Genomic DNA, 16,835 nt, shown 5'->3' with positions numbered 1-16,835 from the left:
GTGGGCGGTCACAGGTGCGCTCCCGCGGAATCGGAGCCGACGAGCAGCCGGAACAGGACCGCCATCCGCACGTGCACGCCGTTGCGGACCTGTTCCAGCACGGTCGCCTTCGGTGAATCGGCCACCGAGTAGCCGATCTCCATGCCGCGCAACATCGGTCCGGGATGCAGGACCACGGCATCGTCGGCCAGCAACGCCATCCGACGATCGTTGAGCCCGAAGCGGACCGAGTACTCGCGGGCACTCGGGAAGAACCCGCCGTTCATACGTTCGGCCTGGACGCGGAGCATCATGACGGCGTCGACGGCCGGCAGTTCGGCGTCCAGACTTCCCGAGACGCTCACCGGCCACTGGTCCACCCCGACCGGCAGCAGCGTCGGGGGCGCCACCAGGACGACCTCGGCGCCGAGCGTCGAGAGCAGGTGGGCGTTCGACCGCGCGACGCGGGAGTGGATGATGTCGCCGACGATCGCGATCCGCCTGCCCTCGAGCGAACCGAGCCGCTGTCGCAGGGTCAGCGCGTCGAGGAGCGCCTGCGTGGGATGCTCGTGCGTTCCGTCGCCGGCGTTGATCACCGCGGGACCGTCACCGTCGGGCGTGGTCGTCCAGTCGGCGATCTGGGCCGGCGCACCCGACGCCGGATGCCGGACGATCAGCGCGTCCGCGCCCGCCGCGTGCAGGGTCTTGGCCGTGTCGCGCAACGACTCCCCTTTGCCCGCAGAGGAACTCGAAGCACTGACGTTGATGACGTCGGCACTCATCCACTTGCCCGCGACTTCGAAGGAGACCCGGGTGCGGGTGGAGTTCTCGTAGAACACGGTCATCACCGTCCGACCGCGCAGCGTCGGCAGTTTGCGAACCTCACGCCCGGTCAGGGCCTGCTCGAAACGTTCGGCGTCGTCGAGGAGGGCGGTGGCATCGTCACGGCTGAGGTCTTGCGTCGACAGCAGATGCCGCATCATGAATCACTTTCCGCGGCAATCGAACTCGACGCCGAGGCGAGGACGACCTCGTCGATGCCGTCGTGTTCGACGAGGTGAACCGAGACCTGCTCGTCGCGGGCCGTCGGGATGTTCTTGCCGACATAGTCTGCGCGCAACGGGAGTTCGCGATGGCCACGGTCGACGAGGACCGCGAGTTGCACGGCCGCGGGACGACCGAGATCGCGCAGTGCGTCGAGCGCGGCACGGACCGTCCGTCCGGAGTAGAGGACATCGTCGACGAGGATCACGATGGCGCTGTCGACGCCACCGGCCGGCACCATCGTCCGTTCGAGCGGGCGGTGTGGCTTGCCGCGCAGATCATCGCGGTAGAGCGTGATGTCGAGATATCCCACCGGCACGTCGACCCCCGCGAACTCGCTGATCTTGGCACCCAGCCGGGTGGCGAGAGATGTTCCGCGAGTGGGGATTCCGATGAGGACGACGCGAGGTGCGTCGGGCGAGTCCAGAGCAGTCTTCTCGATGACCTGGTGTGCGACACGGGCAATCGTGCGCGACACGTCAGCGGCATCGAGCAGCACCCTGGGAGCGGGGCTGGCCAAAGCCGACCTCCTTCTCCGCCTCGCAGGACGGATCGTTAAAGGATGTCTGTCTCGCGACACTCTACACCGGGCGGCGACGCCGACGAATTCCCGCGACGTACGCCACACCCGGTGCTGATCAGTTGGGCTCCGGCCGTCCGGGTGCGGCCCCACCGGGTTCGGCGGAAGCGGCTGCGCGGACCTGCGGCGCGAGCTCGGCGATTTTGGCCAGCACGCCGTTCACGAAGGCCGGCGAGTCGTCGGTCGAGAGTTCCTTGGCGAGTTCGACCGCCTCGTCGACGACCACGATCGTGTCGACGTCGAGAGAATTGAACAGCTCCCACGTCGCCAGTCGCATGATGGCGCGGTCGACAGCCGGGAGGCGTTCGAGGGTCCAGTCGCGCAGATACGACGAGATGACCGCGTCGACCTGACCCTGGTCCTCGGCGAGCCCCTGGATCACGGTCGCGGTGTAGTCGTGGATCGAGCCGACGCTCTCGTCCGAGCGGACGTATTCACGACGTTCGGCGACGAGCTGCGCGGGACTGACCTTCTTGGCCTCGGCCTCGAAGAGCAGGTCCACCGCGCGCCGCCGCGCCTTGTGTCGGGTTCCGGGTTGTTTCACAGGTCAGGAGTTGACGCGGCCGAGATAGCTGCCGTCGCGCGAATCGACCTTGAGCTTGTCACCGGTGTTGATGAACAGCGGAACCTGGATCTCGGCGCCGGTCTCGAGCGTGGCGGGCTTGGTGCCGCCGGTGGAACGGTCGCCCTGGAGTCCGGGATCGGTCTGGGCGACGATCAGCTCCACCGTGACCGGCAGTTCGACGAACAACGGGTTGCCCTCGTTCAGCGAGACCTGCACGGTCATGTTCTCCAGCAGGAAGCGGGCGCCGTCGCCGACGGTGGCCGGCGGCAGGGAGAACTGCTCGTAGTCCTGCGCGTCCATGAACACGTAGTCGGTGCCGTCGTTGTAGAGGAAGGTCATGTCGCGACGGTCGACGGTCGCGGTCTCGACCTTGACGCCCGCGTTGAAGGTCTTGTCGACGGTCTTGCCGCTCAGCACGTTCTTGATCTTGGTGCGCACGAACGCGGGGCCCTTGCCTGGCTTGACGTGCTGGAACTCCATGATCTGCCAGAGCTGGTCGTCCATGCGCAGCACGAGGCCGTTCTTGAAGTCGGCGGTGGATGCCATGTGGTTTTCGTTCCCTTGCAGTCAGATGACGGTGAATGTCTTGTCGGTGGCGGTCAGCAGGTCGGGGTCGCCGTCGGTGACCACCAATGTGTCCTCGATCCGGACCCCACCCCATCCGGGTAGGTAGACACCGGGCTCCACGGTGACCGCAGCACCGCATGGCAGTGTACCCGCCGCGAGTTTGCCGATTCCCGGCGCTTCGTGGATCTCCAGTCCCACTCCGTGACCGAGACCGTGCACGTAGTTCTCGCCGTGGCCGGCGTCGGCGATCACGTCGCGGGCCGCGGCGTCGACCGCCCGCAGGTCGGCCCCGGGCGTGAGGGCCTGGCGGCCGGCGGCCTGCGCGGTGGCGACGAGTTCGTAGAGGTCCCGCTGCCACGACGCCGCGCGCCTCAGGACGAAGGTCCTGGTCATGTCGGAGTGATACCCGCCGACCACCGAGCCGAAGTCGATCTTGACCAGATCGCCGTCCGCCAGAGCCGTGTGGGTGGGCCGGTGATGCGGGATCGCCGAGTGCGCGCCGGCGGCCACGATGGTCTCGAACGCGATCCCGTCGGCCCCGAGGCGGTACATCTCCCACTCGAGCGCACGCGCGACCTGCCGCTCGGTCGTCCCGGCCCGCAGGACGCCGTCGGCGATGATCTGCGCCAGGGCCGCATCCCCGATCGCGCACGCCGCCCGGAGCAGCTCGATCTCCCCCGGCTCCTTGACCGCGCGCAGGTTCTGCACGACACCGGTCGTGCTGACGAGTTCGATCCCGGAGTCCCCGACAGCCGCGGACAGCGCTCGGTGCCCGGCCACGGTCTCGGTGTCGGCCTCGAAGCCGACGCGACCCGCCCCGGCGGCCCGGGCGTGGTCGACGAGGGCACGCGCCGCCGAGCGTTCGATGATCGGCTCGACGTCGGGCACCTGTTCGGCGACCTGGGTGAGATACCGGCCGTCGGTGGCGATCCGGTCGCCGGCCGGATCGTCGACGTCGATCAGCACGGCGGCGTTGGAGCCGGTGAACCCGGTCAGGTAGCGGACGTTGACGAGGTCAGAGACGACGAGGAACGAGACCGGGTCGTCCGCGGTACGCAGCTCGGCGCGCAGCCGGGCGCGGCGGCCTGCGGTGTCATGGTTGATCGGCACCCTGGCCACGCTACGGCCGGCGCCCGAACCGCGCGAACCCGCCCGACCCGCGAAACCGGCCACTTCGACCAGGTGTGTCCGCTGTCACCACCTCCGTGCGTAAGATGACGCGCATGTCTTCGTGGTTGGTGCGCGGTCTGACGATGACCGCAGTTCACGTCCTCGCCCGCGTCTTGCTGGGATTCGCCGTGGTGCAGGCGCCGCTGAACTCGACGATCTGGCGCACCATCGCGATCGCGGTCGTCGTGCTCATCGCCCTGGTGTGGGGTGGTTACGACGGAATCCGCGACGCCCGCGCCAACCCCGATCCCGACGACTACGAGGATCTGACCGTGCGCTGGCTGCAGGCCGGTGTCCTCGCCGGCGTCCTCGCCGGGTTGATCTCCTGGATCCTCGGCACGGTCGTCCTGGCCGGCATCGGGCAGGCCAGCCTGTTCATCGAGCTGATCGCCGGGGCGTCGTTCACCGCACTGCTCGTCTTCGTCCCGGCCTTCGTCGGCGCGGCGATCGGCCGTTTCCTCGTCCGGCGCGACCAGAACAAGGGCGCAGCCGACGACGACTGGTCGGTGCACGAGGATCGTTCGCACCGCCACGACGGCGGGACAGAGGCCGACTCGGACGCGCCGACACAGCGCATTCGCTGAGGCTCAGGAAAGAGCCCGCGTGCGAGTGGCCGAATTCTCAGCTCCCTGAGGTACGAGCGAAGCGAGCCACCTCCTGCTCCCTGAGGAGCGCTCGGAGCTTGCGGAGGGCGCGTCACGAAGGGTCTTCGCAACTCGTCTCGCCAGGACTTCGCCTCACAGCAAAATCGAGGTGCTCTTCTTCGCTGAGCCACCGGCCACTGCCGAGTAGGCAGCGGCGATCAAGCCGGGGTCGGGCCCTTCGAGCCGGCCCGGCTTGGCGAGTCCGTCGAGCACGACGAAACGCAGTACGCCAGAACGGTTCTTCTTGTCCCCCGCCATCCCCTGCAGGAGGTCGGCGAACGCATCCGGGTCATAGGTCGTCGGCAGCCCCACGAGATCCAGGATCGCCTTGTGCCGATCCGCTGTGGCGTCGTCGAGGCGGCCGGCCAGGCGCGAGAGTTCGGCAGCGAACACGAGACCCACCGAGACCGCCGCGCCGTGACGCCAGCGGTAACGCTCGCGGCGCTCGATCGCGTGGCCGAGAGTGTGCCCGTAGTTGAGGATCTCGCGCAGCGACGACTCCTTGAGGTCGGCCGACACCACGTCGGCCTTGACCTGCACCGAGCGCCGGATGAGATCGGGCAGTACCGGCGACGTCGGGTCGAGTGCGGCTTCGGGGTCGGCCTCGATGATGTCGAGGATCGTCGGATCGGCGATGAACCCGGTCTTGATGACCTCGGCGAGTCCGGCGACGATCTCGTTGCGCGGGACGGTCTCCAGCGTGCCGGTGTCGATCAGGACGGCGTCGGGTTCGTGGAACGAACCGACGAGGTTCTTGCCCGCCTCGGTGTTGATGCCGGTCTTGCCGCCCACGGCGGCGTCGACCATCGCCAGCAGGGTCGTCGGGATGTGGATGACTCCGATGCCGCGCATCCAGGTCGCCGCGACGAACCCGGCGAGGTCGGTGGCGGCTCCCCCGCCGAGGCTGATGACCTTGTCGTTGCGTTTGAGGCCGATCCGGCCGAACACCTCCCAGCAGAAGGACGCGACCGACAGGTCCTTGCCGGCCTCGGCGTCGGGGATCTCGACGCGATGGGCGTCGAACCCCTTCTCCGCCAAATACTCTCGGATCTGTTCGGCAGTCTTGGCCAGCGGCGGCTGATACAGGATCGCGATGCGGTCGGCGCCCTGCGCGGCCGCGGCCACCTCACCGAGGAGTCCCCGGCCGATGGTCACGTCGTACGGTGCGCCGGCGTTGACCCGGATGGCGATGGGTTCGTTCGCTGCCTGTTCGTTCACGGTGATACTCGGCTTCCTCACATCAGTTCACGGGCGAGTTGGACGACCACGGCGTCGGCCACCGCGTCGGGGTCGGGGTCGGCGTCGACGTCGAAGGTGCAGACCGCCTCGTAGACGGGTGTCCGCTCGGCGAGCAGTTCGGCGTACCGAGCGGCGGGGTCGGCCGTCGCCAGGAGCGGACGGTCGGTACCCGACACGCGGTCGTACCCGCGCTCGGGCGACACCCGCAGGTATACGACGCGCTGGTCGGCCAGTGCCTCGCGGATCCCGGCGGTCGTCACCGCGCCGCCGCCGAGCGACACCACCCCGCCGTGGTTGTCCAGGACATCGGTGACGACGTTCGCCTCGATCGTCCGGAATCCCTCGAGACCGTCGGATTCGAAGATCTCCGGGATGCTGCGGCCGGTGCGCCGGACGAGTTCGATGTCGGTGTCGATGAAGTCGACGCCGAGCCGGTCGGCGAGCATGCGACCGACGGTGGACTTCCCGGCTCCCATGAAACCGATCAGTACGGCCGCCGGACGGCGACCGGTCGTCGGACGCGTCGGGGTCGGGGGTGCCGGGGGCTGGGTCATGCCCGGGGCGGACGCGCGTCGACGGCAGCCCGGTAGGCGGCGAGGTTCGCGGCGGTCTCGGTCACCGAGTCGCCGCCGAACTTCTCGAGAGCGGCCTGGGCCACGACGAGCGCGACCATCGCCTCCGCGACGACGCCCGCCGCGGGCACGGCACAGACGTCGGAACGCTGATGGATGGCGCTGGCCGTCTCCCCGGTCGACATGTCGATCGTGGACAGCGCACGCGGCACCGTCGAGATCGGCTTCATCGCGATGCGGACGCGCAGGTCCTGGCCGTTGGTCATGCCGCCCTCGAGTCCGCCCGCGCGGTTGGTCGATCGCAGGACGCCGTCGGCACCGGGCACCATCTCGTCGTGGGCCTCACTGCCACGCCGGCGGGCGGTGGTGAAACCGTCACCGACCTCGACGCCCTTGATCGCCTGGATGCCCATCAGGGCGGCCGCCAGCTTGGCGTCCAGGCGGGTGTCGCCGCTCACGTGCGAGCCGAGGCCCACGGGCACCCCCGTGGCGACGATCTCGACCACGCCGCCGAGTGTGTCGCCGTCCTTCTTCGCCGCCTCGATCTCGGCAATCATGGACTTCTCGGCGTCGGCGTCGAACGCCCGGACCGGACTGGCGTCGATGGCCTCGAGGTCGGACATGCGCGGCGGCGGACCGACGTAGGGATCGCTCGCGCCGATGGAGATGACATGGGAGATCACGTCGACGCCCAGTACCTGGCGGAGGAAGTTGCGGGCGACCGTGCCCGCGGCGACACGCGCGGCGGTCTCGCGGGCGCTCGCGCGCTCCAGCACCGGACGGGCGTCGTCGAAGCCGTACTTGAGCATGCCGGAGTAGTCCGCGTGCCCGGGGCGGGGACGCGTCAGCGGTGCGTTGCGGGCGCTTCCCTCGAGTTCGGCCGCGTCCACCGGGTCGGCGGCCATCACCGTCTCCCACTTGGGCCACTCGGTGTTGCCGATCTCGATCGCGACCGGGCCGCCCATGGTCTGGCCGTGGCGAACCCCGCCGAGCACGGTGACCTGGTCGGCCTCGAACTTCATCCGCGCACCGCGGCCGTAGCCGAGCCGGCGGCGTGCCAGTTGCCCGGCGATGTCGGACGAGGTGACCTCGACACCGGCCACCATGCCCTCGACGATGGCGACCAGGGCGGGACCGTGGGATTCTCCGGCAGTTATCCAGCGCAACACAGTGATCGATTGTTCCATGCTGCCGAGCCCGGTCCGACGGCGGCGCCGCCGAACCACGCGTAGCACGCGTCACAACAGACCGGCGACCACGATGGTGGCGGCGACGAGCGCGGGTCCGTGCGGATGCGACCCGCGGCCGGCGGGGGCGCGGCGACCCACGCGATCGCCGACCACCGTGCCCACCGCGATGACCGAGGCGAGCGCCACCACGAGCAGGGCGGCGTCCCACCGTACGGTGAGCGCACCGCACGCGATGGCGAGCTTGACGTCCCCACCGCCGCACCATCGCATCCCGAAGGCGAGCGCGTACGGGGCCGCGGCGACCAGCGCGGCCACCGCCGCGCCGGGGTGGACTGCGCACGCGCCCACCGCACCGCAGATACCGGGCCAGACGAGCACGTTCGGGATCCGGCGGGTGTCGGCGTCGGTCACCGCGATGACCGACAGCCAGATCAGGATCACGCACTCGGCCATCGGTCGAGCATGTCGGGGTGATCGACCGGCACCGCTCGCCCGTCCACAACCGGCACGTCCTGTGGACGGAGTCGGAGCTCCCCCGGAATCAGTGGGCGGTGAGTGCCGCGACCATCACGTCGCGGGGTGCGGGCAGCCCGGTGAACTGCTCGACCTGTCGGAATGCCTGGTTGACGAGCATGACCAGACCGCCGACCACGGTTCCACCGGCCGCGTCGACCGCGGACGCGAGCGGAGTCGGCCAGGGGTCGTAGATCACGTCCACGACCTTGCGTGCCCGCGCCACGGCGGGCGTCAGGACCGCGGCCGCGTCGGCCGGCACCGTCGACACGACGACCGCGGACTCGCGACACCTTCGGGCCAGCGCCTCGGCGGGTTCGAAGGGCACGACGTCTCCGTTCATCCCCAACCGCTCACACAGTTCGAGGACGGGCGCGGCCCGGCCGGCGTCGCGGGCGACCACCGTGACGTCGGTGATGCCCGTCTCGGCGAGCGCCATGATGGTCGGAAGTGCCGTGCCACCCGCTCCGACGACCACGGCGACCGGCGAGGTCCCGGCGGCCCGGTCCACGTCGACCCCGAGGTCGGTGAGCGCTCCCGACACGCCGTCGATGTCGGTGCAGTCCGCGCGCCAACCGGTCGCCACGCGCACCAGGGTGTTCGCCGACCCGACCAGTTCGGCGCGTTCGGTGCGTTCGGTGGCGAACTCGAGGGCAGCGCGTTTGTTGGGCATGGTGACCGAGAACCCGATGAAGTCGGCGTCGGCTCCCGAGACGATCTCGGGCAGACGGTCGGCGGTGCACTCGATCCGGTCGTACCGCCAGTCGACCAGCCCGAGTGCCCGGTAGGCGGCCAGATGGACACGCGGCGAGCGCGAGTGCGTGATCGGCGACCCCAGAACCGCGGCCCGACGGTGGTCACCGTGCGGTGAGCGGACGTCGGCGGGCATGGTGTTCATGGCGGGTCCGCTGCTCACTGGCTGCAGCCGGTGGCCACCAGCTTGTTGCGGCAGGCGACCTGGCGGTTGCGGATGTGATCTTCGAAGGTGTTCGCGAACAACGTGGTCCCGGCGGTGTCGACGGTGACGAAGTACAGCCATCCGCCGGGCGCCGGGTCGAGCATCGCCTCCAGGGCGGGCACGCCGACCGCCGCGATGGGCGTGGGCGGCAACCCCTTGTACCGGTAGGTGTTCCACTCGTTGTCGTTCTTGTACGCCTCGCCGTGGACATCGATGTTCGTGATGTCGGCCGTGTAGTTCTGCGTCGAATCCATCTGCAGCAGCTGGTCGCGGTCGAGGCGGTTACGGATGACCCGCGCCACCTTCGGCGCATCCTCGACATGCCGGACCTCGCGCTCGACGATCGACGCCGCGATCAGGGTGTCGTACGGCTCGAGTCCGGAGTTGTTGCGGTCGAGCAGTCCCCATTGTTCGAACATCGTCGCGCTGCTGGAGATCATCTCCCGCAGGATCTGCGTGGCGGTGTGATCGGGTTCGATGCGCTCCCAGGTGGTCGGCGCGATGAGCCCCTCGATCCGGCGGTGATCGCCCGTCATCTCGGCGACGTTCTGTTCGGCCCACGCGGGCACACCGAGCTCGGCCGGGGTGGTTTCGGCGGCGGCCTTCTCGAGGTCGGCAACCGTCACCCCCTCCTGCTGCCCGTTGAACGAGAACGACGTGGCGTTCTCGATGAGCTGGAAGATGCCCGGGGTGACCTTGCCGTCGATACCGGTCTTCGAATCGAGCTGCAGCCCTGGCGGGATCACCACCCGCCCGACGCGGTGCACGGCGCCGTCGGCGGTCAGCATCTCCACGGCCGTGGTGGCCGGGATCTGGGTGCGCATCTTGTAGAGGCCGCCGGACATCGGCTGTCCACCGGCGGCGTCGACGAACGCCCGCACGCTGCCCACCACGTCGGCGTCGACGAGGATGCGGCCGAAGTCGGCGAGCGTGGAGTTGTCCGGGATGTCGACGACGACATCGCCGGAACCGGCGGCGTTGGTGTAGTCCTTGCGCGACTCGAGCAGGCCGGTGGCGCGCACACCGTAGTAGCCGACCCCGGTGATCAGCGTGAGCATGAAGACGATCGCGACGGCGAGGACCGCACGACGCTTGCCCCGGCTGCGCTTGCGGCGCGGCGTACGGCGCTGTTGCTGGTCGGGTTCGGTGTCGTCGGCGCCGGGCCACCAGTCGTCGTGCTCGTCGTGCTCGTCGAAGCGCCGGTCTCGTCGGGCGACGCGATCGTCGTCGCGGATCGGGCGTGCGGTGCCCGGCGTCTCGAAACGCCCGGTCTCGAAACGCCCGGCGTCGTGGCCACCGGTGTCGTAGCGCCCGGTGTCGTACAGCTCGGCGTCATGGCGTTCTGCCCCGTGACCCGCCGGCTCGTAGTCGGCAGCGGTGAACTCCTCCGCGGCGTGATCGTCCGGGAAAGAACGAGATTCGTCGGAGCGAGGACCCCGGGCCGGAGGCGCCGGAGCGGCCGGACGGGCCATGGTGAAGTCGGTGTCGACGTCGTCTTCGACCGGACCCCCGGCAGCCGTTGATGGACCGGGCTGCGGCGGACCGGGCTGCGGCGGACCGGGCCGCGGTAGTGCCACCGGCGGCGGGGTGGGCGGCTGCCCCGGCGGGATGCGAACCGGCGTCGCGCGGGGGCCGGGCGTGCCGGATACCGGCCGCGCCTGTTCGGCGGGCGGGACATTCGGCGGGGCCGGGCGCCGGGGAGCCGGTTCGGCATTCTCGCCACCGGCGCGCCGGCGGCGGTGCCGCGTGTGGGGCGACCCGTCGGCCGACTGCGTGAAGTACCGCAGACGCTCGGGATCCATGCCCTCGGCACGGCGTCCCTGGCCGTCTCGGTGCCGGGTGCGACGCCGATCATCGGTCACCGGAGGCTCCCCTGACTCACCGTCGCGCATCCAACCACCCCTGCAGAATAGCGACCGCCGCGGCCTGGTCGATCACCGCGCGCGAGGACTTCACCGTCCGGCCGCTGGCGTGCAGTGCCTGCTGTGCGGTCACCGTCGTGAAACGTTCGTCGTGCCAATGCACGGCCACCGGGTCGATCCGGGTCGCGAGACGGTCCCCGAATTCCTGTGCGGTCTCGGCCGCCGCCCCCGCGGTGTTCTTGAGCGTCTTCGGTAGCCCCACGACCACGCCGACGGCCTCGTACTCCGTGACCAGCGCCGCGATGCGGTCGATATCGTCTGTGCGCGAAGGGGTTCGACGCACCGTTTCGACCGGTGTGGCGAGGATGCCGTCGGGATCGCACACGGCGACGCCGATCCGGACGCTTCCGACGTCAATCCCGAGGAGTCGCCCGCGGGTCCGCTGGTGACCATCGGCCCGGGTGTGCGGATCCGGCATCAGGCGACGAACTCGCGGATTCGCGTCAGTGCCGCGTCGATCCCCGCGGGATCGGTGCCCGCGCCCTGGGCCAGATCCGGCTTGCCACCGCCACGACCGCCCACCAACGGCGCGACCTCCTTGACGAGGTCACCGGCCTTGATCCCGGCGTCGCGGGCGGCCGCCGTGGTGGCGATCACGAACGGCACCTTGGCATCCGGTCCGTCACCGCTCGGCGAGAACAGCGCGATCACCGCCTGGCGGTCGGCGACTCGGCCGCGGAGGTCGGTCACCACCGAGCGCAACCCGTTGGCGTCGAGGCCCGGCACCCGTCCCTCGACGACGAGGGTGGCACCGACGGTCGTCGCCGTGTCGAGGAGACCGGACACCGCGGCCCGGGCCGCCTCGGCACGTACCCGCTCGAGTTCCTTCTCCGCGTCACGCAGCTTGGTGACGAGCTGCTCGACCCGGCCGGGCACCTCTTCCGACGGGACCTTGAGCGACGACGCCAGGCCGGCCAGCAACGCACGCTCCTTCGACAGGAACCGGAACGAGTCCATGCCGACGTAGGCCTCGACGCGCCGGACACCCGACCCGACCGAGGACTCCCCGATCAGCGTGATGGGTCCGATCTGCGATGACGACGCCACGTGCGTGCCGCCGCACAGCTCCATGGAGAACGGCCCGCCGATCTCCACCACGCGGACGACGTCACCGTAGTTCTCGCCGAAGAGCGCCATCGCGCCCATTGCCTTGGCCTCGGACAGACCCGTCTCGAACGTGTTGACCTGATAGTTCGCCTCGACCGCGGCGTTGCTGATCTCCTCGATCTCGCGTCGCTGGGCCTCGGTCACCGGGCCGCTGGCGTTGAAGTCGAAGCGCAGGTAACCGGGCCGGTTCAGCGAACCGGCCTGCGTCGCGCCGGGGCCGAGGACCTCGCGCAGCGCGGCGTGGACCATGTGGGTGCCGGAGTGGCCCTGCGTGGCGCCGTGACGCCACGCGGTGTCGACCGCTGCGAGGACCTCGTCGCCCTCCTCGATCTCCCCCTCGTCGATGCGGACCTTGTGCAGCCACACCGACTTGCCGACCTTCTGCACGTCGGTCACCGACATGCGCACTCCCGACCCGGTCGTGATGGTGCCGACGTCGGCCATCTGGCCACCGGATTCGGCGTAGAGCGGGGTGCGGTCGAGGACGACCGTCAGTTCCTGGCCGGCCGACGCCGCCGGCAGCCGTGCACCGTCGGCCACGAGGCCGAGCACCCGCGCCTCCGACACCAGCTCGTCGAAGCCGGTGAACTCGGTCGGCCCGCGATCGAGGAAGTCCCGGTAGACGCTCAGGTCGGCGTGCCCGGTCTTGCGGGCGGTCGCGTCGGCCTTGGCGCGTTGCTTCTGCTCGGCCATCAGGGCGGTGAAGCCCTCCTGATCCACCGAGAGACCGGCCTCGGCGGCCATCTCCAGGGTGAGGTCGATCGGGAAGCCGTAGGTGTCGTGCAGCGTGAAGGCGTCGGAACCGGTGATGGTCGTACGCGACGCACTCTTGGTGGCGGTCGCCGCGTCGGCGAACAACTTCGACCCCGCGGCCAGGGTCTTGGAGAACGAGGTCTCCTCGCCCACCGCGACGTCGATGATGTGCCGGCGCTGCGTCTCCAGCTCGGGGTATGACGGTGACATCAGGTCGATGACCTTGCCGATGATCGTGCCCATGGTCGGCTGATTGTCACCGGCGCCGAGCAACCGCATCGACCGGACGACCCGACGCAGCAGGCGGCGCAGGACGTACCCGCGGCCGTCATTGCCGGGCAGCACGCCGTCGCCGATCAGCATCGCCGAGGTCCGCGCGTGGTCGGCGACGACCCGGAACCGGACGTCGTCGGCATGCGAACCGGCGGCGTATGCACGTCCGGACAATTCCGCGGCGAGGTCGATGATCGGCTTGCACAGGTCGGTCTCGTACACGTTGTCGACGCCCTGCAGGATGCAGGCCACGCGCTCGACGCCCATACCGGTGTCGATGTTCTGCTTGGGCAGCGGGCCCAGGATCTCGTAGTTGTCCTTGCCGCCCCCGGGACCGCGGACGTTTTGCATGAAGACGAGATTCCAGATCTCGATGTAGCGGTCCTCGTCGGCCTCCGGCCCACCCTCGACGCCGTACTCGGGTCCGCGGTCGTAGAAGATCTCCGAGCACGGCCCGCAGGGACCCGGGACGCCCATCGACCAGTAGTTGTCCTTCATGCCCCGTCGCTGGATGCGCTCGGCCGGCACGCCGATCTCGTCGCGCCAGATGGCCTCGGCCTCGTCGTCGTCGAGATAGACCGTCGGCCACAGCTTCTGCGGGTCGATACCGAAACCGCCGTCGTCGACGCTGTTGGTCAGCAGCGTCCAGGCGAAGGTGATGGCCTCGCGCTTGAAGTAGTCGCCGAAGGAGAAGTTGCCCGCCATCTGGAAGAAGGTGTTGTGGCGGGTGGTGATGCCGACCTCGTCGATGTCGAGGGTGCGGACGCACTTCTGCACGCTGGTCGCCCGCGAGTACGGGGGCGTCTGCTCACCCAGGAAGAACGGCTTGAACGGGACCATGCCGGCATTGACGAACAACAGATTGGGGTCGTCGAGGAGCAGCGAAGCGCTCGGCACCTCGGTGTGCCCGGCTTTGATGAAGTGGTCCAGAAAGCGCTTCCGGATGTCATGCGTCTGCACTGTGGGTTTCGTCCTAGCCGTTGGTGGTCCCAGCCGTTCGGTGGTAGCGGCCGTTGTTTGTCGCGACATCCCAGCCTACCGTCGGCGAGTCGCCGGGGGCGCAGGGACTCTGCACTGGGGAAACGCCCCACGGACGGTCAGCGCGACCGGCGCCGCGACACCGCGCCACGCACGATCGATCGCAACTTCGCGACCCGCGGCCCGATTTCGCGTTCCAGCCCATGGTCGGTGGGCTCGTAGTAGTCCCGGCCGACCAGGTCGTCGGGCGGATACTGTTGCGGCACAACCCCGTCGGGATCATCGTGCGGATATCGGTATGCGACACCGCTACCGAGCTTCTTGGCCCCCGGATAGTGACTGTCACGCAGATGGGCCGGAACCGCGCCGGCCTTGCCCGACCCGACATCGGCGAGGGCCGCGCCGATCGCCGACACCACGCCCGCCGACTTCGGTGCCGTCGCGAGGTGGATGGTGGCCTGTGTGAGCGCGAGTTTGGCCTCCGGCATCCCGACGAGGTTCACGACCTGAGCGGCCGCGACCGCGGTCTGCAGGGCCGTCGGGTCGGCCATGCCGATGTCCTCGCTGGCGTGGATCATGAGGCGCCGCGCGATGAACCGCGGGTCCTCCCCGGCCGCGATCATGCGGGCGAGATAGTGGACGGCGGCGTCGACGTCGGAACCCCGGATGGACTTGATGAACGCACTCGTCACGTCGTAGTGCTGGTCGCCGTCCCGGTCGTACCGGACGGCGGCGCGGTCGATCGCGGTCTCCACATCGGCGAGGTCGATCCGGTCGGTGGCGTCGGCGCTGGCCTCCAGCGCGGTCAGCGCCCGGCGCGCGTCCCCACCGGACACCGCGACGAGGTGGTCGTAGGCGGCGTCGGTCACCTCGACCTTGCCGTCGAGCCCACGCGGGTCGGCGACCGCACGAGTCAGCACCTCCCGGATGTCGGCATCGGTCAGCGACCGCAGCTGCAGGACCAGCGACCGGGACAGCAGCGGCGCGACCACCGAGAACGACGGGTTCTCGGTCGTGGCCGCGACGAGCAGCACGATCCGGTTCTCCACGGCGTCGAGCAACGCGTCCTGCTGGGTCTTCGAGAACCGATGGACCTCGTCGATGAACAGGACCGTCTGCTGACCGCCGTTCTTGCCGTCACCGATGAGCCGGCGCCGGGCCACGTCGATGACCGCGCGCACCTCCTTGACCCCCGCCGACAGCGCGGACAGGGCCTCGAAGCGGCCGCCGGTGGCGCGCGCGATGAGCGAGGCCATGGTGGTCTTGCCGGTTCCGGGCGGCCCGTAGAGCAGCACCGACGCCGCGCCCGAGCCACTGATCAGCCTGCGCAGCGGCGAACCGGTGCCGAGCAGGTGCTGCTGTCCGACGATCTCGTCGAGGGTCTGCGGCCGCATGCGGACCGCCAGGGGTGCGGTCGGGGCCGGTGGTGCGGTGAGACCACCGGCGTTGCCATGCCCGTCGGAGCCGGCCCGAGGATCGTCGGGTGGGTCGAACAGTCCGTCCACGAGCGTGTCAGGCCAGCCAGATGCGCTGCAGCGCGACGCCCATCGCGGTCGCGAACACCGCGATCTCCTCGTCGCCCGCGCGTCCCGCGGCGGCGGCGAGGTCGGTCCAGCGGCTGACGATCACGCGGGGGTCGTTCGTGTGCAGCGCCCAGTCATGCGTGAAGCCGGCGGCAGTGACGTCGGCCGGCTCGAAGTCGGGCGCCTCGACGTCCGCGTCCGGGCGGGTGGGAGCCAGCGGGTCGCTCGGCAGCATCCACACCGTCGACAGCCACACCCACAGCTGACGGGCGAGCAGCACCTTGCGCTGCATCTCCCGCTCATGGGCGAGCGCCGGCCAGATCGAGTGCACCTCCGAGCGCCATGCGTCGACCATCGAGACCTCGAGGTCGGTGGCCCGAGCAGTGGTCCGGGGCGGAAGCTGCGCGGTGATGGTCACGAGGGCGTAGGCGATGTCGAGGGTGGCGTCGCGGAAGCCGCCCCACTCGTAGTCCATGAACTGCACGCCGTCGTCGTTGAGCAGGATGTTCTCGGGCCCGACATCCGACGGACTGAATGCGCGGTGATCGCCCTCGTCGAACAGCGTCGCCGCGGTACGCAGCGACTCCACCACCTGCTCGGGGACCTCGACGTCGAGCGCGGCCGCGTGCCCCACCACCGAGTCGATCGACCGCAACGCCTCGTCGCGCAGGATGTCGCGTCCCTGCATCCCCGACGGTCCGCGCCGCAGCAGCGCGAGGAAGTCGCCCTCGCCGCCGACCGTCGCCGCGTGCATCCGGCCGAGTGCCTGGCCCCAGGCACTGACAGCACGTGAGGTCTCGACCGGGTCGACGCCGGCCAGGTACTCGAGCATCGTCCGGCCGTGGCCGAGGTCGGAGAGCACCATGATGCGGAGATCGGTGTCGGAGGCGATCAGTTGCGGCCCCGGGCGCGATTCGTTCGGGAGGGCGGTCGCGTACTTGTACGACGCGATCTCCCGGTGGAAGGCCTGTGGGTCCTCGTGTTCGGGAAGGGCCTTGATCACCAGTGAGCGGTCCAGGCTGAGGGGGTTCTGGGCGACGCGGACCCGCACGACCGTGGTGCGTCCGCTGCCGCCGAGGTCCTCGGGATCGTCGAGAACCACTGCTGATCCGGCGCGGTGTGACAGCAGCGCCTCTGCCGCCCGCACCACGCTGGTGATGCGGCTTTCCGTAATGACCGTCATGTCGCCAACCAACCTACCCGTTGCAACGTTGTCGCAACAGCGCGTTCGTCCATCTATACCACGTCGTTACCGGTA

The 16,835-nt window shown here is 69.7% G+C and carries 16 protein-coding genes; 1 reads left to right on the top strand and 15 read right to left on the bottom strand.

Going from position 1 to position 16,835, the window contains the following annotated elements; all coding sequences use genetic code 11:
- Positions 1-8: 8 nt before the first annotated feature.
- The 5 genes from B1818_RS07750 to B1818_RS07730 form a co-directional block, all read right to left on the bottom strand.
- Positions 9-959, bottom strand: a complete 951-nt coding sequence (locus tag B1818_RS07750; protein WP_058250562.1) for an aspartate carbamoyltransferase catalytic subunit — start codon at positions 957-959, stop codon at positions 9-11.
- Positions 959-1,543 (bottom strand): bifunctional pyr operon transcriptional regulator/uracil phosphoribosyltransferase PyrR, encoded by a 585-nt coding sequence (pyrR, locus tag B1818_RS07745; RefSeq protein ID WP_078112353.1) that lies wholly within the window; start codon positions 1,541-1,543, stop codon positions 959-961. Before pyrR ends, B1818_RS07750 begins: the two co-directional genes overlap by 1 nt.
- Before the next feature lie 118 nt (positions 1,544-1,661).
- Positions 1,662-2,147 carry a transcription antitermination factor NusB gene (gene nusB, locus B1818_RS07740; protein WP_058250343.1) on the bottom strand — a complete coding sequence of 162 codons (486 nt, stop codon included), beginning with the start codon at positions 2,145-2,147 and terminating at the stop codon, positions 1,662-1,664.
- Between the two features lie 3 nt (positions 2,148-2,150).
- Positions 2,151-2,714 carry an elongation factor P gene (gene efp / locus B1818_RS07735; protein ID WP_058250342.1) on the bottom strand — a complete coding sequence of 188 codons (564 nt, stop codon included), beginning with the start codon at positions 2,712-2,714 and terminating at the stop codon, positions 2,151-2,153.
- Positions 2,715-2,735: 21 nt separating this feature from the next.
- Positions 2,736-3,845, bottom strand: a complete 1,110-nt coding sequence (locus B1818_RS07730) for an aminopeptidase P family protein (protein ID WP_078112455.1) — start codon at positions 3,843-3,845, stop codon at positions 2,736-2,738.
- A 113-nt stretch (positions 3,846-3,958) separates the two neighbouring features.
- Here B1818_RS07730 and B1818_RS07725 point away from each other — a divergent pair, with 113 nt between their 5' ends.
- Positions 3,959-4,489 (top strand): B-4DMT family transporter, encoded by a 531-nt coding sequence (locus B1818_RS07725; RefSeq protein ID WP_078112454.1) that lies wholly within the window; start codon positions 3,959-3,961, stop codon positions 4,487-4,489.
- A gap of 153 nt (positions 4,490-4,642) precedes the next feature.
- Here the strand turns inward: B1818_RS07725 and aroB are convergent, their stop codons facing one another.
- The 10 genes from aroB to B1818_RS07675 all read right to left on the bottom strand — a co-directional run bounded on the left by aroB (position 4,643) and on the right by B1818_RS07675 (position 16,760).
- The gene (aroB, locus tag B1818_RS07720) at positions 4,643-5,767 is read right to left on the bottom strand and encodes a 3-dehydroquinate synthase (RefSeq protein ID WP_078112453.1); all 1,125 of its coding nucleotides are present in this window, start codon (positions 5,765-5,767) and stop codon (positions 4,643-4,645) included.
- A gap of 17 nt (positions 5,768-5,784) precedes the next feature.
- A complete protein-coding gene (locus B1818_RS07715; protein WP_078112352.1) occupies positions 5,785-6,342 on the bottom strand; it encodes a shikimate kinase in 558 nt (185 codons plus the stop codon).
- On the bottom strand, positions 6,339-7,547 hold the full coding sequence (gene aroC, locus B1818_RS07710; protein ID WP_078112351.1) for a chorismate synthase: 1,209 nt from the start codon (positions 7,545-7,547) through the stop codon (positions 6,339-6,341). The genes B1818_RS07715 and aroC overlap by 4 nt, the downstream gene beginning before the upstream one ends.
- A 51-nt stretch (positions 7,548-7,598) precedes the next feature.
- Positions 7,599-8,003, bottom strand: coding sequence for an A24 family peptidase (locus tag B1818_RS07705; RefSeq protein WP_058250338.1), 405 nt, complete (start codon positions 8,001-8,003; stop codon positions 7,599-7,601).
- An 88-nt stretch (positions 8,004-8,091) separates the two neighbouring features.
- Entirely contained in the window at positions 8,092-8,961 is an 870-nt protein-coding gene (locus tag B1818_RS07700; protein ID WP_176455896.1) for a shikimate dehydrogenase, read from the bottom strand.
- 14 nt (positions 8,962-8,975) lie between these two features.
- Positions 8,976-10,913, bottom strand: a complete 1,938-nt coding sequence (mltG, locus tag B1818_RS07695; RefSeq protein WP_078112349.1) for an endolytic transglycosylase MltG — start codon at positions 10,911-10,913, stop codon at positions 8,976-8,978.
- On the bottom strand, positions 10,900-11,361 hold the full coding sequence (gene ruvX, locus B1818_RS07690; protein WP_058250335.1) for a Holliday junction resolvase RuvX: 462 nt from the start codon (positions 11,359-11,361) through the stop codon (positions 10,900-10,902). Before ruvX ends, mltG begins: the two co-directional genes overlap by 14 nt.
- Positions 11,361-14,036: an alanine--tRNA ligase gene (alaS, locus tag B1818_RS07685; protein ID WP_078112348.1), complete on the bottom strand. Its 2,676-nt coding sequence runs from the start codon at positions 14,034-14,036 to the stop codon at positions 11,361-11,363. Before alaS ends, ruvX begins: the two co-directional genes overlap by 1 nt.
- A 137-nt stretch (positions 14,037-14,173) precedes the next feature.
- Positions 14,174-15,559: a replication-associated recombination protein A gene (locus B1818_RS07680; protein ID WP_058250333.1), complete on the bottom strand. Its 1,386-nt coding sequence runs from the start codon at positions 15,557-15,559 to the stop codon at positions 14,174-14,176.
- A gap of 7 nt (positions 15,560-15,566) precedes the next feature.
- Positions 15,567-16,760, bottom strand: coding sequence for a hypothetical protein (locus B1818_RS07675; RefSeq protein ID WP_078112347.1), 1,194 nt, complete (start codon positions 16,758-16,760; stop codon positions 15,567-15,569).
- Positions 16,761-16,835 lie beyond the last annotated feature (75 nt).

It is taken from the genome of Gordonia sp. IITR100 (assembly GCF_002009645.1).
Classification (GTDB): Bacteria; Actinomycetota; Actinomycetes; order Mycobacteriales; family Mycobacteriaceae; genus Gordonia; species Gordonia hongkongensis.
Note: the sequence above shows the minus strand (reverse complement) of the source record. Positions and strands in the feature narration are given on the sequence as shown.